Source organism: Parabacteroides sp. AM58-2XD, from assembly GCF_003463685.1.
Taxonomy (GTDB): domain Bacteria; phylum Bacteroidota; class Bacteroidia; order Bacteroidales; family Tannerellaceae; genus Parabacteroides; species Parabacteroides segnis.
This window is the reverse complement of sequence record NZ_QSDP01000012.1, coordinates 15,474-37,758: the sequence shown is the minus strand read 5'-3', so window position 1 is coordinate 37,758 and position 22,285 is coordinate 15,474. Positions and strand designations below refer to the sequence as shown.

The 22,285-nt window shown below is 43.3% G+C and carries 10 protein-coding genes and 1 pseudogene; 1 reads left to right on the top strand and 10 read right to left on the bottom strand.

Features of this window, described 5'->3' with window-relative positions:
- Nucleotides 1–14: 14 nt before the first annotated feature.
- Nucleotides 15–2,342, bottom strand: coding sequence for an ABC transporter permease (locus DXA15_RS04610; RefSeq protein WP_128133277.1), 2,328 nt, complete (start codon nt 2,340–2,342; stop codon nt 15–17).
- 256 nt (nt 2,343–2,598) lie between these two features.
- Between DXA15_RS04610 and DXA15_RS04605 the strand changes: the two are divergent.
- Nucleotides 2,599–5,468, top strand: a pseudogene (locus tag DXA15_RS04605) (hypothetical protein).
- Nucleotides 5,469–6,270: 802 nt separating this feature from the next.
- Here DXA15_RS04605 and DXA15_RS04600 read toward each other — a convergent pair.
- The 9 genes from DXA15_RS04600 to DXA15_RS25960 form a co-directional block, all read right to left on the bottom strand.
- On the bottom strand, nt 6,271–8,601 hold the full coding sequence (locus DXA15_RS04600; protein ID WP_128133276.1) for a hypothetical protein: 2,331 nt from the start codon (nt 8,599–8,601) through the stop codon (nt 6,271–6,273).
- A 34-nt stretch (nt 8,602–8,635) separates the two neighbouring features.
- Nucleotides 8,636–10,609 (bottom strand): FAD-dependent oxidoreductase, encoded by a 1,974-nt coding sequence (locus DXA15_RS04595; RefSeq protein WP_128133275.1) that lies wholly within the window; start codon nt 10,607–10,609, stop codon nt 8,636–8,638.
- A gap of 6 nt (nt 10,610–10,615) precedes the next feature.
- Nucleotides 10,616–12,061, bottom strand: coding sequence for a RagB/SusD family nutrient uptake outer membrane protein (locus DXA15_RS04590; RefSeq protein ID WP_128133274.1), 1,446 nt, complete (start codon nt 12,059–12,061; stop codon nt 10,616–10,618).
- A gap of 26 nt (nt 12,062–12,087) precedes the next feature.
- A complete protein-coding gene (locus tag DXA15_RS04585) occupies nt 12,088–15,474 on the bottom strand; it encodes a TonB-dependent receptor (protein ID WP_158579638.1) in 3,387 nt (1,128 codons plus the stop codon).
- Nucleotides 15,475–15,509: 35 nt separating this feature from the next.
- Nucleotides 15,510–16,433, bottom strand: a complete 924-nt coding sequence (locus DXA15_RS04580; RefSeq protein WP_128133272.1) for a FecR family protein — start codon at nt 16,431–16,433, stop codon at nt 15,510–15,512.
- Between the two features lie 191 nt (nt 16,434–16,624).
- On the bottom strand, nt 16,625–17,197 hold the full coding sequence (locus DXA15_RS04575; RefSeq protein ID WP_128133271.1) for an RNA polymerase sigma-70 factor: 573 nt from the start codon (nt 17,195–17,197) through the stop codon (nt 16,625–16,627).
- Between the two features lie 189 nt (nt 17,198–17,386).
- Nucleotides 17,387–19,756, bottom strand: a complete 2,370-nt coding sequence (locus DXA15_RS04570; protein WP_233566820.1) for an ABC transporter permease — start codon at nt 19,754–19,756, stop codon at nt 17,387–17,389.
- A gap of 110 nt (nt 19,757–19,866) precedes the next feature.
- On the bottom strand, nt 19,867–21,360 hold the full coding sequence (locus tag DXA15_RS25965; RefSeq protein WP_233566818.1) for an FtsX-like permease family protein: 1,494 nt from the start codon (nt 21,358–21,360) through the stop codon (nt 19,867–19,869).
- Nucleotides 21,357–22,265: an ABC transporter permease gene (locus DXA15_RS25960; RefSeq protein ID WP_233566817.1), complete on the bottom strand. Its 909-nt coding sequence runs from the start codon at nt 22,263–22,265 to the stop codon at nt 21,357–21,359. The genes DXA15_RS25965 and DXA15_RS25960 overlap by 4 nt, the downstream gene beginning before the upstream one ends.
- Nucleotides 22,266–22,285 lie beyond the last annotated feature (20 nt).

Here is a 22,285-nt window from a genome sequence, read left to right as displayed (position 1 = left end):
ATATTAATATATTCCTATTCGGATTTAATGACTTCTGCCGGATTCCTGCCTGCGGCTTTCCATATGCGCCAACTTATGCACAAGGTAATAATAAATATGAGACAGATCAAAAGAACCGGATAAATCCAGGCGCTTATCTCTGTTTGTATCACATAATTCTCCAGCCAGGGCTTCATGATGAGGTAACCGACAGGCAAGGCGATGCATGCTGCCAAGCAAAGCAGCAACATGTATTCCTTAAAGAACATGCGTATAATCATTCGGGCAGTAGCACCATTTACTTTGCGGACGGCTATTTCTCTCCGGCGTTGTTCGCAGTTGAGGGTTACCAGGGAGAAAATACCGAACACAGAGATGAGGATGCAGACTACCGTAACGAAGTCGAGCAACTTGATCAGGGCATTTTCCGATTGGAGGAATTTGTTATACTCTTCTTCGGCACTGTCTAATCTGTAGAAGGTAAACTCCGGGTGCTTTTCTTTGATCAATGCGTCGATCCGTCGTTTGCATTCCGGCCATTGTCCTTCATGAAATTTGAAAAGCAGCACTCCGCTGGAACTGATCGAATAATAGTATTCCTGAACGGTGAACACAATCGGTTTCACCGGTATAGTAGGCGATTCTTTACAGAAGTCGCGTATAACACCGATAACCTGTAAACGGGTTGAATCGAACTTTTGGAAATATTTGCCGATCGGGTCCCGCCATCCGAACTCCCGGACTGCTGCTTCGTTGATCATCACTTTGTCCTTTTGATCGTCGTCCTTTAGCATTTTACCACTCAGAAGTTTCAGGTTATAGTAATTGCATATTTGTTCGCCACTGGGAATAAGTTCCAAGCGTATTTCATTTGCTGATGCCGGTTTTTCATCCCATTCCTTCGTTGTCATATATTGTTTTCCTGTGAAAGGAATGAAAGCATTATGATTGCCCGGAAGAATTGTTGTAATCATAGGTATTTGTTTCAGTTCTTCCCGCAGACTGGCTTCGGACGATTTGGTACTGAATACGAGAGAAGCCCTTCCGGCCCGTTCCACGACACGGTCGGAATGTGAAAGGAAATGTATCTGTTTAATCATTACGACCGTACAGAAGATAAATCCGATACTGATGATAAACTGGAATACCAGAAAGAACTTCTGGAAATAATTCTTTCCGTTCCCTTTTTCCGTCCCCTTGATTGCTGCGTTCAACGACTGGCGGCGGAAATATTGGATCGGGAATAAAGAGATAAAGAATGACAGTACTGCCACAAAAAGCGAATAAAAGATAGCTTCCAGATAGATTCCGTTGGTGGCCGTATGGATTTCGGATAATTCCCGGAAAGTCGGTAATACCAGTTCGATCAGCAACATGCCGATGAAAATGGCGGCCAGCAAGGTCAGTAAATACTCTATGGAGAATAAACCCATCAGATGCTGGTCTGAGGAGCCGCACACTTTACGTAAGGCAATCTCTTTTCCGCGCATTCGTATCCGGCTGACGAACAATGTCAGATAGTTGAACAGCGAACAGAGGATAACCAGGCCGTCCGATAATGCAAACAGCAGGATATGATTGAATTTAACGGTCGCTTCTTCTATCGGATGATCGTAACGCAGCCGGGTGATCGGTGTCAATATAAAATGTTCCAGTAGCGTATGATCCTGTTTAATCGTATGTTCATATAGCTTTTTGCTGAAAGCCTTGATGTCTGTCCCTTCCCTGACTTTGATATAAGTAGACCAGTTGAAAGCGCCCCAATATGCATATTGATGATTGGCTTCTATTATATCGAAGGGGATATTGGTATGTGTTCCCCATGATTGGACGACTGCACAGACCGGTCTTTTCTCATTATAAATCATCAATTCTTTTCCGATCGGATTCTCTTTACCGAATAGTTTTTCGGCAAGTTCTTCGGTGATGGCTATTTCTTTATTATCAGGTAACAGGAAATTGGTGTTTCCGCTTATCAACCGGACCGGAAATGTTTTCATCAGGGCGGAGTCCATATCTATTATACTGGATTGATGGGTAATTCCCTCATATTTGAATTCAGAATCGCCACCCCGTGTATTGCCGGCCTGTTCTATCTCAGGAAATGTTTCTTGCAGGTAAGCCGCCAGCGGGGAGGGGGTGACTGTCGATAAACCGTCTTTGCTGTTTTTGTCTTCGTTCCTGACAAGGAAGATACGTTCGGCTCCTTCACGGAAGTTGTCGTAAGTCATTTCATATCGTATCCATAATGTTGCCAGGGCAAAACAGGTAAATCCCATCGCCAGGCCGATGATGCTGACAATCGATTGTGTTTTGTATTTTAATAGGTTGCGTATAGCAATCAGTAAGTAATGTTTTAACATGGTTTCAATTGTAATTGTACATTGAAAAATACAAAAGATGTGCCAAATAGATAACTGCTTGGTGGATATGTTGTTATCGGCTGTATGGTGTTGGGGTCTGTGTGTGTATCCGCACGAATTACGTTCGTTTGCGCACGGTGCTGTGCGGATGGTACGGAATAATTAACGTATTCTTCCTTCTACTTTGCCGTAGAAAATGTAAAGCGGATTGGTTATATTTTATAGTTTTGCGGTTTATAACTCTATAAGTATGCAGATACCCGTATCACGATATATCTTTTTAGTGGCGATTTCTCTGTTTGTTAGTCTTCATATGCAGGCTCAGTTTCTGGATTACGGCTCCGATCCGGCACGGTTCAAATGGAACATTGTCAAGTTGCCCCATTATAACCTGGTGTATCCGCAGGGTAATGATTCGATGGCTTATAACTACGCCTCTATCTGGAAAATGCTTATCCGCATTTGCAGAAGACGATCGGGACAGGGATGCAGAAGAAATTTCCGGTGATTCTCCATCCGGCCAATATGTCGTCCAACGGATTGGTATCGTGGGCGCCGCGCCGTATGGAACTGATCACGACGCCTTCCTCCAAACTCGATGGGGTGAGCTGGGACAAACATCTGGTGCTGCACGAGTCGCGGCATGTCCTCCAGACCAGCAAGGTGATGCGTGGTTGGTTCAAACCTTTATATTATATAATCGGCGAGCAGGCGGCGGGTGTTGCTGCCTTTTTCATGCCGAGCTGGTTCCTGGAAGGCGATGCGGTGGGAACCGAGACTTCCATGTCGAACGGCGGGAGAGGGCGGTTGCCGGAATTCAGTATGCCTTACCGTGCCCAGATGTTGGGAGAAGGAAAAAATTACTCGTTCGATAAATGGTATCTGGGTTCTTATAAAGATTATACGGGCGATTATTATGCATTGGGTTATAACCTGACTTCTTTTGCCCGCCACCGTTTCGGACCGGATATATGGGATAAGACGACCACCCGGTATGTGAACCGCTTCTTTGCGATCCCGATGTTCAGCAATGCCTTTAAACATAATGCCGGGATAAGTATTGACGGACTGTATAATGAGACGTTCGACTTTTTGCGTAAAGAATGGAGGAAGATGGACACTGCTGCCGTTATTCCCGATTATCTTTCGCCGAAACCCGGAAAATATACTTCTTACCGTTATCCGCAGGCTGTGAACGACTCGACGGTTATTGCCGTTAAATCAGGTTTGCAGGATATCAATTCGCTGGTTTCGGTAACGAACGGAAAGGAAAAGAGATTGTGCTATCTCGGAACGATCAACAGCCGTTTGAACCTGGCCGGCAATAAGGTGTACTGGACAGAGATTGTTCCGGGCCTGCGTTGGACACATGAAAATTATTCCGTTATAAAACAATATGATTTAGAAACGGGAAAGGTGACGATACTTACTCCCCGCGGACGTTATCTGGCTCCGGCTATCGACAAGGACAACCGGACGGCAGCCGTTTCCCGTTTTACGGTAAGCGGTGAAAACCAGTTGGTGCTGGTCGACCTGGCAACGGGAAAGGAACAGCGTTATTTTACTGTTCCGGATAATGCCTTCATCAAAGAGTTAACCTACGATGATAATGGAACGATTACTGCCGTAGCCGTAACCGCTACCGGCATAAGTCTGCTGCAACTGGATACGCAGACCGGTGCATGGAGTGAATTGCTGGCAACCACTTCCGTAAATATTACCGCCCCGCTTTGGAGCAACGGCAAACTGTTTTTTGAATCGGGAGCCAACGGAACTAATAATATCTATTATCTGAATCCGTCGGATACAGCCACTTACCGGTTGACATCTGCCCGTTTCGGGGCTTTCGATCCGGCTTTTACTCCCGGTAAAGACAAACTGCTTTATTCGGATTACCAGGCAGACGGGTATCGTATCGGTTCTTTGGCGGTGGATAGCCTGGAAGCGGAAAAGGCGGACTTGGGCGATCCTTATCATTCTCCGCTGGTTACTTCGCTGGTTGAACAGGAGCAGTTCAATCTGGATTCAGCCAAACTGACTCCTATCGAGTTTAATCCGCGTCCTTACCGCAAAGGAGCGCATACGTTTAAGTTACATAGTTGGGCCCCCTTCTATTATGATGTGGCGGAAGCGATGAATACGGGGGCTGACGATCTGAGTACGATCGTGAAACCGGGGGGTATGGTCCTTTCGCAAAACACGTTGAACACGGCTATCATGCAGGCAGGATGGTATTATCGTAAGGGTGAACATCATGGCAAATTATCATTTACCTATAAAGGTTGGTTTCCGGTCATCGATATCGCTGCCGATTATGGCGGTAAAGCATTCGATGTGACCTGGGTGACCAACGACAAGGATAAGGAAGTGGCACAGGCGGCAACCGTAAGACGCACCTTGCTGGAGGCTGAGGCGCGTGTCTACCTCCCTTTCAACCTCACCCGCAACCATTATATCCGGGGAATACAACCGGCGGTTGCCTATTATTTTACCAACGACAGGTATCAGCAATATGAAAGCCGTACATACAGCAATTTCCAGTATATCCTGCCGGAAGTATTGTTTTACAGTTACCGCCGGAAAGCCCAGCGTGATATCCTGCCCCGCTGGGGATATCAGTTGCGGTTGCAGTATCTCCAGTCTCCTTTCAATAAGGAAAACTACGGAAGCCTGTATGCCGGACGCCTGACGACTTATTGGCCGGGTATCCTGCGTAATCACGGATTGATGTTGCGTATGGGATACCAATACCAGAGTGTGGACAATAAAACCCTGTATTTACCCAAACATTTGATAGATAAGCCTCGCGGGTATAATTTCATGTATCAGACCCGTCAGCAGATAGCCTTTAAGGCTGATTATGCTTTTTCAGTCTTTTCACCGGATCTCAGCCTCGGGCAACTGGCTTATATCCGCCGCCTGCGGGCCAACCTATTTTACGACCTGAACCGTAATCAGGCTGCCAAAGGCCGTGACTGGACAACACAAAGTTCATTCGGTACCGACCTGATTTTCGACTGGAATGTCTTCCGGATGAGTTTCCCGCTGACAACCGGCGTACGGTTGATACAACCGATCGATTATGGCAAGTTCCAGGTCGAGGCACTGTTTTCTATCACATTTTAGGAAATTAATAAGTGCTCATCTATCCGGTCTGTGTCATCAACGTACCATAGCGAAGTGATGTTATGGCCTATATCTGACAAGGAGTGAAACAATGGCTATCACCAACAAAAGTTTTCTAGTTTTTTTCCTTCATTCCTTCATGTCTGTATTTATATATTTGTAAATCAGCTAATAGAAGATGAAGGCGATGAAGACAATGAGGGTTGCCACATGATGAATTTCATATTTTATCGTCACGCAGCGAACGACGTGCGGATATAAGTTACCCCCAAAATCCATCCAATGTACCTGGTGGCATAGTGGTATAAAAGGTATATCCTATCTACTTACTGGTAGATATCTAAGAAGTAACAGATATACTTCTATACCCAAAGTCCCGTATTCTTTCTTGTTTGTCAGCTGTCAAACGCTTGTTCAGTATCTGTCGTACGCTTATTTGACAGCTGTCAAACAAGCGTATGACAGATGCAAATAAAGAAAAGAGTTCCGACTAAAGATTTAAATATTAGTAGGATACATGCTTGCGGCATACTACTTGCCCTCTTGTAGATAGGCAGATAAATCCCCTTTACCCATATTTGCGATGGGAAATTTGAATTATGGTAAGATATTGGATGCTAATCTTCATTGCCTTCATTTGTAATAAGCTTTTTATTAGTATTATACCATGTGAGATGAAGGAATGAAGGAAAAATATTAGAAAACTTTTATTAGGAGTGGTACTCATGACGGAAGAACTGAACCACCCTGGTATCCTCATAGGCAGCTATTTATTTCCCGTTAAATAAATAGCTGCCAAAGACTATCTTAACATGATCTTTTGAGTTCCGCTTAACCCATACTGGTCTGTAAAGCGTACTATAACAGTACCTTTATTATTCGTATGAATTGTATTTACATTAGAGGCAGATCGGATAAGCCTGCCATCCATCGTAAATAGATCTACTTTTCTGACTGTCTCAGAGAAAATAAGATTGTTGGAAACTAAATCGAAATAGACAGAAGTTTCCGGCTGTTTAGCTATTCTGTCATTGCCGGTTGCTTTCAGTGAGTTTAATTTCCATGCAGCAAAACCGTTATTTGCTGAAAGGACGTATAGGATAGGAGAATTATCTGCAGCTATTCCGATCTCTATATCTCCGGCTATGCTTGGTTTATTTCCTAAAACGGGAGAAGAAGCCCATAATGTTTTTGTATCTGGTTTGCCTGGCTCCAATGTGTAAACATCTACTTTGTTTTCATTTAAAACGGCCAGATAGTCCAATCCATCCTGAGTGAGAATATACCGGATAGCTGTACCTTCCAATGTGGATTGCGATTCACTTATTTGTTTCCCGTTACAATACAGGAACTTTCCTCCGTTTGCGTTCCAGTAAAACGATTTATCAGGTTTCACGGCCAGATGCCCTTTGCCGGATGAAGAGATTGTAAATTCTTCCTCCGTGTAAAAGCCATCCCATTTATTGGGAGCACCCATGCCAAATGTATAGACATAGTTTTCCGTTTCTGATTCAGTTGTTGCATATATTTTGGCTGTACCTTGATTCACACTGCCTGAGGCAAAGATGTTTCCTCCTAAAAATGCAGGACATTCAGAATCATAGGAAAAAGTAATGTCATTGAGACTTCCCTGATGTGTATTGTCCGGGAATGAAAAAGCATTCATGGTTTCTGTCTCTTCTACGACAAAAGTGGTCATTAGTATTCCATCTTCTGTAACAGTAGCATCATGCATTTCCCTACCCCAGATGCCGCTTATTGAAAGTTCCCCTTTTATGTGCCCTTTTTCGGCATCATATATGAATATATTTTTCCGGTATTCTCCGCTTGGTCCCCAGGTGTCTTCCCAATCTTTAGGCTGGTCCGGGTCGATATAAAGATTCTTGACAATATAAATGCACTTCTCTCCGCCCACTGTTCCATAAGCCATTCCTGTTGTTTTATCCTGGTTGGATTCAAGGTCTGAATAGAAACCGGGAAGATTGTTCCCTTCTATTGAATTTTCCCATAACAGAGTAAAATGATCGTTCGAGCGATTGGCTGGTGCGTCGTATAATCCCGTTACTTTAAATGCGGCAAAACCGTTGTTTGAAGATAAGCAATAAATATACAAGTCATTCTCTTTCCATTTGAAATCGATATCCCCCATGTTCCCGCTCAGATCACCTAAAGTAGGGCATTGGGCAACACAATTGAATGAATGTAAATTCCCCGGAAGCATGGAATAGATTTTAGTCACGATGCCATTGCCCGGAAAAATACCTGAGGCATTGCTATAGGAGTTTAAGAGGTAATAATACCGTCCGTTATGAGGATTTGTTCCTATATATCGGATTGTCTGGGAAAGGGTTAACTCCGGAGTCATGTTCTGTGTATTGCCGGCATAAGAGCCATCGGGTGTAAGCATATGCAATGCTTTGTGGCTCCCTTTTACTAAAATGCTGCCATCCGGGTTGACAGTGCAGTTGTAAAGTGTGTTATTGTCGGGAACTTGTCCGAAGTCGGTTGCTGAAGTAGAAATTGATCCGTCTTTCCCCAAAGCGAAATGACGGATATATACCGGTTTGTCCGGATTGGGATTTCCCAGGCCTTCTGTTGATCCGGCTATCCAGAGTTTGGCAGTCCCGTCAGCGATATTCCCGGCAATACTTAGTTTTTCCACACGTATGTCGGTCGTTTCAGGAAGCGAAGTAATAACAGGTGTTGCATTGAGTCCGTCCCACATACAGAAATCAAGGCTGTTTCCGATAACCGACAGACTTACGGTATATATTTTCCCCTCTGCGATTTCAATATCGGCAATCTTATGGATGGAACCTAATGTGGAGGAATTAACCGGGTCCATATTCAGCCTGCCTGCCCAGTCACCTGTTCCGGCATCATAATAATTGATAGCATTGCCGTCGGTATTGCTGCCTGTCGTTATAAAGACATACTCTTTGTCTCCGAATTTCCCATAAGCCAGCCCTCTGTTGAGGTTTTCCCCTAAGCCGTCAACTCCTGAAAAGTCTTTTGCCTTGTCTAACGTGTTTTGAACATGGGATATCTGCCAGATACTGGTGATATCAACAGTCGCATACGATGCGCTCCCCAAAAGGAGCGTTGCCATAATAAAAGTAATTTTCTTATTCATAAACGATAATAATTAGGTAAAATATGAAAGTATTTCAATAATCAGGAATCAGTAGAAGGGCATCGGCAAAGAATGGTCCGACCGATCGCTCTCCTACTAATTTTAGTTGAGTTTCAGAATCTTTATCCAGCCAGTAAGAACCCAAGAGAGCCCAGTCCCCTGCTTTCTCCGTTGGATTGACAGTTGCTGTATATATATTCCGGTTAGCCGTTATCTCAAAGGAAATACAGGAACTCATCTCTTCCGGACTCATGGGCGTACAGTAATAATAAACAGAATAATTCCCAGACTCCCTGATCACAGGAAAAAAGGAAAAGAAGCAATCGTTCGGGGCGGCCCATGAAAACATAAAGCTGTTTTTATAATGATCGCCAAAACGTTTGAACCAATTATCCGAGTATTTTATTTTATCGATATCTGTATCGTCTACGAGTATGTCTGGTTTTGAGCCATCCAGATAAGGGTCTTCCCTTAACTTTTCTCTCAGTTCTTTTGAACTTACTTTTTGTATGGCGCAACCTGTCTCTGCGGCGATGGATGCAGCCATGCCTGCAACTTGTCCGAGCATCATAAACACTGGTTCCATTCTTATGGAGCCATACGCTATATGTGATGCCGAAAGACAGACGGGAACCAGTAAATTCTGACATTCATTATACCGTGGAAAGAGGCTACGGTATGAAATAGGGTAGGGAGGGAAGCCATGGTATTGCACGTCTCCTTCATTCTTTACCATTCCGTTCACGACTATTCTCCGGCAGTTATGAGAATCCATACCATAGGCAGCCAGTGCTATGCCGTCTTCTACAATTTCATTTCCCTGGCAATTATGTTGTGTCATTACATATTCACCTTTCAGCCTCCGGCCTTCCCTGATATATAGTTGGGGTGGAAAATTGTCATTGGCTGTGAATTCATCTTTTGCCCATCCCCATTCAGAGGCTTCTTTCCGTAATTTGGGCGGTACTTTTTCTTCATTTGCCAGGAAGTATAATAATCCTTTGATGTAAAGTTCGTGTTCATAGGCTATCTTTTTACGTTCTTCCGGACTGCCTTCTATATAAGAGTGATTCATGCCGATCAGGTCCGTAGAAAAAGGACCGTTGTTATTTATGTCGTATTTCTTATCCGGCATGTCCCGGTTGATCGAAAGTATCTCTTCCAATTTATATTCCTTTTTCTCCAGCATACGAAGGAGTAATTCATATTGATCCGGGTTATACGTTTCCGGTTTTTCAAAAGGACGCCGGAGTTGTTGGTCATTTGTCAGGCACAGCCGGTAATTGTATGCCTGTACACTACTGTCTCCTGTCCCTTTGGAAGCTAAAGGATGATCGCTGATTCCCCAGCACAATCCGGAAGGAGGATTTCCTTTCTCTTTATATGGATCGATACTGTCGGGAAACTGGTGCTTGTCAAGTAACTGAACCCCGTTTAATGTTTCGTTGTATATTGAATTATCCTCTCTGCCGACGGTATATGAAATACCTGCCGCAGCCATAAGATCTCCTTCATAAGAACAATCGATGAATTGCTTCGCTCTGATGGTGATGAATTCGGGAGTGCCTTCTTCTCCTATTCGTTGTAAACGGACGTATCTTATCCGTTTACCTGATTTCACAGCCGATATAAGCCGGTGGTTCTTTAAAACAGGAAATTCAGAACTGTCGATGTATTCGTCGAGTACCTTTTGAGCGACACTAGGCGGGAAAGACCATTGTTCGAATTTCTTATAATGTTGCCCTATTTTCCTGTAAAATAAGCGGGACAGACCTGTAATGGCATATTTATTGCCGATGTCCGTATAACCCAGTCCACCCGTAGTCATACCTCCCAGATGATCGGATGGCTCAATCAACAGTGCTGATTTTCCCATCTTTTCAACTGAATAGGCTGCTATGACGCCGGATGCGGTTCCTCCATATATACAGACATCCACTTCTGTTTGTTTATCCTGACAGGAAAAACAGAAAATCAGAAATAATATGGATACAATATAGTGTTTCATCGTATTTCAATATCCTGGATTTTGTTTCAATATCCCTTTATATTCAATGATATATTGGGTTGGTATCGGGAACAGTATCTGTTCCGGGCGTAAAACGCTGTTGGGCATCTTGCTGGCTACTTCATAAAATTTGCCGTGACGGACCAGATCCTGATAGCGGTGTCCTTCCAGATAAAATTCATGTGCACGCTCCATAAGTACTGCATCTCTGAATTCCTGCTGTGAAAGTCCGTTGGGTAAATTGGCCAGTCCCGTCCGTGGGCGTACTTTATTAAAATAGGCCCTTGCTTTATTGGTTGGCCCGTTCAGTTCGTTTTCTGCTTCAGCCATGGAAAGCCATACGTCTGCATATCGTTGACGCACAATGATATGGTTTGAGTTATGTCCGACCATTGCTGGATCTTCATCATATTTCATCGCAATAGCACCGATCATATTACTCCGGTTATATTGTTTCCCGTCTGTTCCAATATAAGATTGGGGTAATCCTGAAAGGCGACTGTCTGCCGGATCAAATGTGTCTATGAAAGACCATCTTACATAATAGACCCCCCATTTTGTCCCTTTCCAGGGATAAGATGAAGGAAGGGATATGGCATGCCAGGTGTTGCCGTTATTAGGGATACTCTGTTTACGCGGCACTCCGTAAATAACTTCCTTGTTCCGTTGATTATTAATGCTGAAAATACTTAAATAGTCATCTTGCAGTTCATAATAGTTCAGGTCGATGATCTCCTGCCCATACTTTGACACCTTTTCCCAGTCTTTTTCGATCATATAAAGCTGCATCAGGATCATATAAGCTATTCCTTTGTTCATGCGGCCGTATTCTTCCTCGGGTGATTGATCTTTCGGATGTTTCAAATAAGGTAATGCCTGGTTTATCTCCTCCTGGATAATTTTGATGTATTCTTCTTTGGAGGGACGGGGAGTATATTCCACGATATTAGGATTCAATACCAATTCATCCGGAACGATAGGGACCGTACCGAAATAAATATAAAAATGGTGTAGGAGATAGGCGCGTATCACTCTTGCTTCCGCAATATAGAGGTTCTTGACATCTTCGGAGATATTGTCGAGAGCCTGTAAACGGAGAACAAACGCGCGGCAAGTCGTGACTTCTTTGACTTTGGAAAATTTGTCAAGCAAGTCCATTTCAGGCCGTGCGAAATTATCCGGGTTATAGCGGTGCTCCATGAACCAATCCCATCCGTTGTTTCCTCCCAGAATGTCGGCAGCCATGTCACTGATCAGAAATGCACCTAATTGATTCCCATTAATCCAGCCGCCATGGGGACCTTGCATGATTTCGTAAAGGGATGCCAGTGCCGCTTTACAATCATTCTCATTTTTAAAGAAATTCGATTCTTCCAGCTTTGAATATTCTTCCATCTCCAGTGTACAACTGAAACAGAAGAGGGATAATACTAACAGATAAATATTTTTCATATATAATAGATTTAATAGATGTAAAATCAATAACTGAATTGAAACCCTACGGAATAAGTCCGTTGATTGGGATAGGATGCTGCCCGGCTATCCGATTCAGGATCTAATCCTTTATAAGGTGTGATCAGGATCGGATTCTGTAAAGAGGCAAAAAACCTTAAACTTCCTTTCCGGAGGGGCAGCCTGTATCCGAAGTCGATGTTGCTAACCCTGATGAACCAAGCCTTCTGCAGGTAGTAATCGCCAATGCCATATCCGCTGAACCTCTGTAAAGAGGAAGGAAGAGTTCCTTGCCTGTTATCGCTGTTCCAACGGTCTTTTACATCGACCATCTGATTCAAACCTTGTTCCAAGTTGGTGACATCTGTCAGCAATGAATAAGTCGCATTGGTCATCCATCGGTTGAAAACGCCGTACATACTGATATTCATATCCAGGCTTTTGTATCTGAATGTGTTTGTCAAGCCTAATGTGAAAGGGGTATTGACTCCAATGCGTACCTTATCAGCGTTATCCAGAATACCGTCAGGCTTGCCGAGACGTTTGGGAATTCCGTTATCATCGAGCACCAGGTTACCGTTTTCATCTTTCAGGTAGCCATCGATGTCTTTGAATTTAATTGTTCCGGGAATAGCCCCGGTAGTATAAGGAAGAGTTTCCCCTTCCTGCACCAGTCCGTCGGATTGATGATACCATAATTCTCCGAAATATGCTTTTTCCGAATCATATATATCCGGCCGCCAGCTATCATCTCTTTTAAGCCATCTGTCCCGGTAGTAGGTGTAGGTCAAGTTGGTTTCCCATGAGAAGTTTTTACTTCGTATATTCTGGCTGTTCAATGTAAATTCAAATCCGTAGGTTTGTTTTTTTTGATCGAGATTAGCGGTGATACCGGTAGCTTCGCCTGTCGACAGAAGTGGTTTCCATCCTAAGATATCGGAGACTACCCGGTTGTAATAATCAAACGTACCCGACAATCTTCCCTGCCATAAGTCAAAGTCCAGTCCGAGATTGAAATCTGTTTGTGTCTCCCATTTTAAATCAGGATTCCCCAATCCGCCTAATTTGATGGAAGAAACGATCTGCTCTCCCCAGACAATAAGGTCACCGGGAATATAATAGTTTGAAAAGGCTGTTCCGATATTGTCATTTCCGGTTTGTCCATATCCGATACGCAGTTTCATTTGGTTAATAACGGAGCGCGTATCATCCATGAATTTTTCTTTTGCGATATCCCACCCGAGTGAGACGCCGGGAAAATATCCCCATTGGTGGTTTTTTGCGAAATTAGAGGAACCATCTACACGCAAATTGGCTGTCAGGAAATATTTTTCATCATATGAATAATTGACTCGTCCGATATAAGCCAATGCTTCCGATTTGCTTCCGTATGAACCTATATTCGGCCGGTCGGTAGCTAACCCCAGATAGTTCCATGAGAAGTTATCAGAAGGGAAATTCCATCCGGTTGCACGGGTGCCCTGCCGGTTAGTCTGGATATACTCGGTTACAAACATGGCAGTGAGGTGATGTTTATCCACAAATGATTTGTGATAATTTGCTGTAAATTGGAACTGATAATCATTCTTTTCTCCGACAGCCTTGTCTGCACGGCCACGGGTCTTTTCCCCTACGATTGTTGTAGTGGGAATATATGAAAATCCCTGGCTTATGTATATATCCGTGCCTCCTCTGATTTTCAGGTCGAGTCCCGTGAGCAAATTATATGAGAAGTAGATATTCCCTATTATACGGTCATTCTTGGTTTTATTCGACATTTCAAGTATTGAAACCGGATTCGATAGAAAAGAAGCATATTGGTTGATCGTGTAGGTACCATTGTTGTCTTTGACCTCAAGGTTAGGAGGAAACTGATAGGCTGTCCGCAACAGATCGGATGCTTCGGCAAATCCGTCCTGCAGAGGTACATTATCCATATTGGTGCGGTTGGCATGGAGGGTTATTCCCAGGGTCGCTTTATTACCAAACTTCTGGTCGATATTAATCTGGGCAGTGAACTTCTTATAATTATTGTTTTTTATCACTCCTTCCTGATTAAAATAGCCGAATGAGGCATAATACTTTGAAGACTGGCTTCCTCCCTGTATGTTTGCCCCGTAATTTTGAATCATGCCGACCCGGGATATTTCTTTAAACCAGTCAGTTCCTTGCCGTCCTTTCCATGTGTCAAAATCGTCCGCAAGATACCGGTCCCTGTATTCCGGCAATCCCGCATCGCCCCACTGCCTGTTGCCGTAAGGGGCTATTTGGTTGTCGTACATGAAGCGTTCTTTTATTGCACGGTTCGTTTCAGACATAAAATCGGACGCATTCAATAAATCCGGAGTGTTGTAAGCATGTGACCATCCTATATTTGCCACTCCTTCTACACGCGGCTCGATGCTTGTTCCCCGTTTGGTGGTTATGAGGATAACACCTCCTGCCGCTTTAGATCCGTAGATGGAAGTGGCAGAGGCATCTTTCAGTATATCGATACTCAATATATCATTCGGGTTGATTGAGGCAAGTGCGGCATCTGTGTCTCCTGTGCTGTATTCTCCGGTGGATACATTCGAAAAGGAAGAAGTGATCGGGAATCCGTCGACGATAATCAACGGCTGACGGTTAGAGGCTCCTCCCCTGATCTGAAGATTCACCCTTCCTCCCGGTTGGGCGGAGGCCAATGTTGTGGTTAACCCCGCTGCTTTTCCTCCGAGAAATTGGGTGACGGTTGCTCCTCCTATAGGTGGTATGGTGTTCATTTTTACACTGGTATGGGAACCTGTGATTTCTTTTCTTTTCAATGTCCCGTATCCGATAACGACAACTTCCTCCAGTGTTTTCTGATCTTCCTTAAGAACGACTTTGATGTTTGTCTTATTCCGGACAGGGATCTCTTGGGAGATGTATCCCAAGTAAGATACAACTAAAACTGCATCAGGCCGGGTATTCAGTATGAATTCGCCATTCGCATTGGTTATCACTCCTTGTGTAGAACCTTTAACAGATACACTGGCTCCTATCAGAAGTTCTCCGGTCTCATCCGTTACAACTCCTGAAACCAATATTGTCTGTTTTTCTTCCAGGTGTTTCCGGGTGTTGAGAATGATATTTTTATTCTCAACCAGGTAATGGATGGGGGTATTTACAAGTGCGGAATGCAACAGGCTTTTTACATCGCCGGTTTTTAAAGGGACGGACGATAGCATCATTTTTATATCTATCTCTGTCTCATTATAAACAAATAAATAATCGGATTGTCTTTCAATCTGCTGAATCAGTTCGCCTAAAGTTATTTTACTTTTGGGCAATTGGATAGGTTGTGCACAGATGTTGGTGTGGATAAAAAGGAACGTCACTGCCAACAAATGGAAAAACAAACTAAAAGTGTTACAACGGGTTGATTTTTTCATCTTGTATTTTCTTTTTATGGTTTTTATTATCATTGTCAATAGATTATGTATGTGTGGGTGTCTTCTTCTTTCGTGAAAGAGAACTGATAGTTTTTCTGCAATGTCAGGAGTATATGTTCGATGCCATCCTTATTCCTGAATTTGCCGGTACACATTTGTGCTCCTATCTGCGGATTTTTCAATTCTATACTGACTTCATGTAATAGGGACAGATGGGCAAAAACATCTGATAACGGCTGGTTTTTGAAAGAATAGATACCGACCTTCCATAAGAAATTTTCATCCGGATCAATGGAAGAACGGATAAGGGTTCCATTGGACAGCCGTACTTTCTCGTTGGGTTGAAGACGCATATCTACTGTCTGGCTTTTATCCTGAAGACTGACAGCTCCTTCTATTAAGGAACATTCAAATAATCCGGACTTCTGATAAGAGAACACATTGAAGGAGGTACCCAATACCGTAATATCATACATTTCTGTTTGAACGATAAAAGGATTCTTTTTATCGGGAGTAACCTCGAAATAAGCCTCTCCGTCTAATTCCACTATCCGGGTATTTTCTTTTTTATTGTTCTGAAATGACAGTATCGAATTAGAGTTCAGCCAGACTTTAGTCCCGTCCGATAAAACCAGTTCCAGCCGTTGTCCCTGCGGACAGGTAACGGTCTTTACTGCCATTTGCGATTCTTTATCCGATACCAGGAGGTAACTTAATCCCAAACTTAATAAGACCAGAAATACTGCGGCTACTCTCCATAATACATTAACCGTTGAATGTCTCTTGATTTTCTTATCAGGAATGTATTCCGTATTCCAAATGGAGATGTCATGAAGTTTTCTAAGTTCCAGAAACTCCTTTTTATTCTTCTCTTCTTTCTCTATCCACGCCATGACGTCTTCTCTTTCACGGGTGGATATTGTTCCTTTAAGATATTTCTCAATCGTTTTTTGATCCATCTTTGTAGCTTTTATATAATTAATACGGATGAAATGAGCTATCCCTAAAAGGGTGTATATAATTTCTCCCTTATTATTTGAAATAATCAGGGGCGTTTGGATGTAAATCCTTTAAACTTAAAGGGTGATTTATTCTTGGGGGGGCGGTTTTTCAGAAATAAAATAGGATATATGTTGTTTCCCTGTAAATATTAAGCATACAAGAATAGTATTACAGGTAAATAATCTTTCAGTTTTTTTCTCAGTAAAGACAATGATTTCGTTATATGGTATTCTACGGACTTTATACTTATTCCCAATTCGCCGGCTATTTCGTTAGCCGATTTATTATCAATGCGGCTGAGTTTAAATATTAGTCGTGTCTGTTCCGGTAATTGTTTCAGTGTATTATCTACTATCTTTTGGATATCAGATATAAATAGTTCCTGAGGTACTGTCGATTCGAGTAATGAAATCCGGAAGACCAGTTCGCGTTGTGAGATTTCCGTTAATTCTTCATGTGTTTTTGTGTTGACTTGTATCTTTCTTAAATGATCCAGACATTTGTTCCGGATAATAGTTAAAAGGAAAGCTTTACGTTGGACTGTGGTGTATGATTCATCCCAGTTTTCCCACAGCTTTATGAGTGCTTCGGATGCAATATCCTCTGACAAATGTTGGTCATGTAAATAGGATTGTGCATATACAAAGCTGCGGTGAAAATAATCAGGGTAATTTTCACTAAAAGTGATTGTTTTGGAAAGGGTCTCTTTGTGTAATTCCATTCTCCTTATAACTCTTTATGTACAAATTTAGCATTTTGGACTAAATAAAAAAAGTTATCTTTACTTTTAACTAAATTGGTCTGAAGTAAAGAAATGTCCGGATTTCTTTTGCTTTATATAAATACGAATTAGAAGGAGTGTACCCTAATTGAACGGGTGTTTTTTGTATAGCCGGTCTGTTTTAACCGGCTATTCCGTCTTGATCGCTTTTGCCGGGTTTGTCCGTGCCGCTTTTCGGATTTGCCAGATCAGGGTGAGCAGGGAAATACCTGCGGTGATCAGGAAAGCAATAGCGAAAATCCACCAGGATAACGGAGCTTTATTGGCAAAGTTTTCCAGATATTTCGTGATTGCCAGCCAGGAAAGAGGAGTGGCTATCAGGAAAGAGAATACGAGTAGCTTGTAATATTTCCGCAATAACAAATTCATGATGGCTCCTGTCGTTGCCCCGTTTACTTTGCGGATCGCTATCTCTTTGTAACGCTGTTGAATATCGAAAAGGGAAAGGCTGAATAATCCCATAGAAGAGATCAGGATGGAGACGAGGGTAAAAACGGAATAGATCCGGGCAACCAACCGGTCTTTTTCGTACATGGCACTGATTTCGTCTTCTACAAAAGTGTATTCAAATTCTCCTCCGATAGTCTTGTCATGGAGTTCTTTCAGAAGTTTGATCGCTTCCGGCCGGCGTCCGGGGACAATGGATGCCATGAGTTTCCCCGGATAGAACAGTTCATCCTGCACATCTTTGAAAGTCATGATGACGGGTAGATTACGCTGGGAGAGATGCACTACCTGAAATTCGGGAGTAAAACCTTTTACCAGAAGCGAACTGATACCATCATATGAATCTTTTTCCAGCTCCGTAGGAGGGATTCCTCCTTTACTGAATAATTTTTTAGCCGTTTCATTCATCAGGATTTCTTTTTCGCTCTTTGGAAAGCCGTCTGCGGAAACTGGTATTTGGTATAAATCAAAGAAACTTTTATATAGTCTGACATGAAGTACCTCCTGCCATTCTCCTCCGGGGATGCGCATACTGACCTTATCGTAGTTATCAGTTGGTAATTCATACGGACTTTCTCCATAGGAGAACGACTGGAACAGAGGGGATGCTTTGAGTGTTTCCTGTATGGCGGAGGAAACGCTTTCGGTTCGTTTCTGTTCTTCTTCACCATAGAACATCTTTGAAGAAGGACGTATAAACCAAGCTTTTATAATATCTTTAGTCCGGTATCCCAGGTCAGCATGCAACATGAAGTGCAGCTGCTTCATAAAGAAGATGGAAGATATGATCAGGCAACAAGTGATAACATACTGCACGACCAGAAACAACGAACGGGTAGCCATCTTGTTTTTTCCGGGGGTGACTCCCTGAAGTGAACGGATGGTTTGCCGGAAGCTATAGTTGAAAAATGGATATAACGTAATAATCAGTGGAAGCCCCAGCAAAAGAATAACGGTTAATATCATATTGAAAGAAGAGCCGACGGTGGCAGTGATACCTAACTGGTTTTCTTGTATCGGCAGGGTGATTTCGATAATCATCCAACTGAGAAAAAGGGAGATGGTTGTCAGTACCAGATTCTCTGCGTATAGCTGGATGAATAATTGTGCTGGCCTTGCCCCGAATACCTTTTTCATTCCCAGCTCCCGGCCTCGTTTAATGATAACGACCGAACTGATATGGATAAAGTTGAACAGTCCGATCAATAAAAGCAGGATCGCAACGAATGAGAGGATTTTCAGGCTGTCCGGGTTTCCTTGGCGGAACGTATTTACTCCTTTGTCGACAGCTTTATCTATGTATAGTTTATCCAGCGGAATAACCTGGAAAGAGAACGTTTTTTGGGCGGCTTTATGGTTTTCTGCCTTGAGTTTGTCGTTAATGCGATCCGCATCGATACCGGGATAGGCTAAAGCAACACTAAAGTAATTAACCGGCGGCCAACGCCATTGCAGTTCTTTAGATATCAGCAGGTCGAAGGTTAAAGAACTGGGGGTGTTTGTTTCTCCGATAATTCCTTGGACGGTCAGTATGTTTCCGTTATAGTCGACGTTCTTACCGATCGGATTTTCTTTACCGAACAGTTTCCGGGCGAATCGGTTTGTGATAACGGCTCCTTTAGGGTCGGCTAACAGTTGGGCACGGTTCCCTTCTACCAGCGGAAAATCAAGTATTTGAAGGAAAGCGGTGTCTGTAGCCAATACATGTGCTTTGAATTTGTTCTCATCTACCTGTATTTCGACATTACTGAGGGAGACAAAGGAGGTTCTTTTCTCTATTTCCGGTATATCCAGCGGATTGATATAGTTCTTTTTCAGGACTACATTATCAGTTGTAAATAGGAGGGGAATCTGTTCTCCGCTCTCCCAATAGCGTACGCTCAGATATATCCTCTCATGGTTCTTATTGAAATGATCGGTTGTCGCCTCACTATAGACATACCGGCTGATAATGATCACACAGGCCAAGCTTAGCGCTAAACCAAGGACGTTAATAACGGTGTATAAACGGAAACGCATCAGTGAGCGTATGGCTAGTAAGATGATTTTCATATATATTGCTTTTATTGTTTACGATCCCTAAACAAGCTTGTTTGCGATGCCTAAACACACCTGTTTGCCCATCACAAACAAAGGTGTTTAGGCATCGCAAACAGATTGTCTTACTCCGCTTTTATCGCCTCCGCCGGATTGGTCCGTGCCGCTTTCCGTATCTGCCAGATCAAGGTTGCCAGCGATATTCCGGCAGTTATGAGCAGGGCGACGGCAAAGATCCACCAGGAGACGGGTGCTTTGTGGGCGAAGTCTTCCAGGTAACGATTGATTGCTAGCCAGGCGATGGGCGAGGCGATGAGGAAGGCGATGCCTAAAAGTTTGTAATATTTTATCAACAACATCCGCATGACGACGGAGGTAGTGGCACCGTTCACTTTACGGATGGCTATTTCGCGGAAACGTTGCTGCACATCAAACAAAGACAGGCTGAATAATCCCAATGAAGAGATCAGGATGGCGATGAGGGCAAAGACGGTATACACCAGTGTGATGTGAAGGTCTTTTTGGTACAACGCTTTGTGCTGGTCTTCGATGAAAGTATATTCGAAGTTGCCGCCAATCAGTTCGTCGTGCAAGTCTTTTAGAAATTGTATCGCTTCCTGTCTTCGTCCGGGAACAACGGATACAAGCAAAGGTTGTTCATGCCAAGAGCCTGAGGAAAGCAGTACCATGGGATTCGTTTTCTCAGCCAAATGGCTTGCGTTGAAATCTTTGATCGTTCCGAGAATGCGGTAAGGAGGGTTCTTGCTCATGTCGTCGCCGGAGTTATACCATAACCGGTTTTCCGGTTGCATTTCGGCAGACCGGATATCAGTGATGCCGAGCAGTTTTTTGCCGGCCTCGCTGATGTATAACTCGTAACTGAGTTCTGACTCTTTTTTCAGATCAATCGCTTCCCCTTCTGTCACTTCTATTTCGAATAGCGACATCCATGCCGGGGAGACGAACATGATGTTGAACTCTTTAAATTCATCACCCGGTAACTTAAATTTGAATCCCCTACTTTTGTATTTGACGGGGCTGTCTCCGTAGGTCCAATGCTCGATCAACGGCGATGCGTCCAAGCGTTGTTTGAGTACATCTACGATATGTTGCTCTTTTTTTCTCTTTTCTTCCCACGCAGCGCGGCTCATTCCGTCATTGGTGGATTCGGATTTCAGGAATTGGGTTTGTATCACGTCTTTGATCCGGATACCGGGATCTGTGTCTAGCATGAATCTTAACTGTTTGATGAAAAAGAGGGAACAGATGACCAGGGTAAATGTAATGATATATTGAATCAAGAGGAACAATTTACGTGAAACGATGGAACCTCCGTTGGAGTTGACGGAACGTAGCGAGGTGATGGGAGCCGCATAGTTGTACCGGATGAAAGGTATCAGTGAGGTGAATAATGGAAGGATAAATAAAATAATCCCCGTTAATAACAAGTCGAATGTTGCATTGGAAACAGGTATAATCCCCAGCTCTTTATGAACCAACGGGTTGGTGATTTCTATGATCACCCATCCGAACAGGATGGCAACGGCTGCCATCAGACAGTTTTCCATATAGAGTTGGCTGAACATCATTTTGGCTCCGGCACCGAATACTTTCTTCATCCCGAATTCGCGCCCTCTTCTAAAACGACTACGGAATAAATATTGACGAAATTGAAGAGTCCGACGAGTAGTATCATCAAAGCGACCAGCGACAAGATCCAGATGTAGGTGATGTTGCCGGTACGGAAGAAGTAGTTGACGATTGTCTTATTGAAATAGACATCGGAGAATGGGTGGAGTTGGTAGCGGACACTGTAGTCCCATGCCTCCATCCGCATGAATTGGTTGTATTGTTTGTTGATCTGTTTGTAATTTGTGTTGGGGTGGAGCCGCACCAAGTGGTTGTTTATGCGTCTCCAACTCTCGGCCAGTTGTTTGGAAATGACAATGTCGAACTCTATGCTGCTGGCGGTTTCCGGTTCACCTATGATGCCGGTTATAGTTACTGTTTTATCCATTGACAGGCGGAGTTGTTTCCCCAAGGCGGTTTCTTTACCGAATATTTTCCGGGCATATTGTTCAGTGATTACGGCATCTTCGGGATTTTTTAATGTGTTTGTCCCGACGATTAACGGATATCGGGCGATTTTGAAAAAGTTGCTGTCGGCTATTAATGTCTGACTCGCATATTCTTTTTCGCCGTACCAGCACGTGATCTCGTTTTCTTTTCGTATCGAAGAGGCGCATTCCACCCCCGGATGCTCTAACAGGCTGCTGAATGATTTTTCATTATTCGGGTTATACACTCCGGAATAACGGATCATACCGGGGTGTTTGTCTTCTTCGTATATAGTGGTATAAACTCGTTCCAGATCGGGGATGAAGTGGTCTGTTTGTAATTCACTGTATACATATCGACTGATGATGATGACACAGGCTAGGCTTAGTGCCAACCCTGTTATATTAATTGTTGTATAAAGCCGGAAACGCATTAATGAGCGTATAGCTAGAAATATTATTTTCATTTGCCAGTTTTTAATAAGAT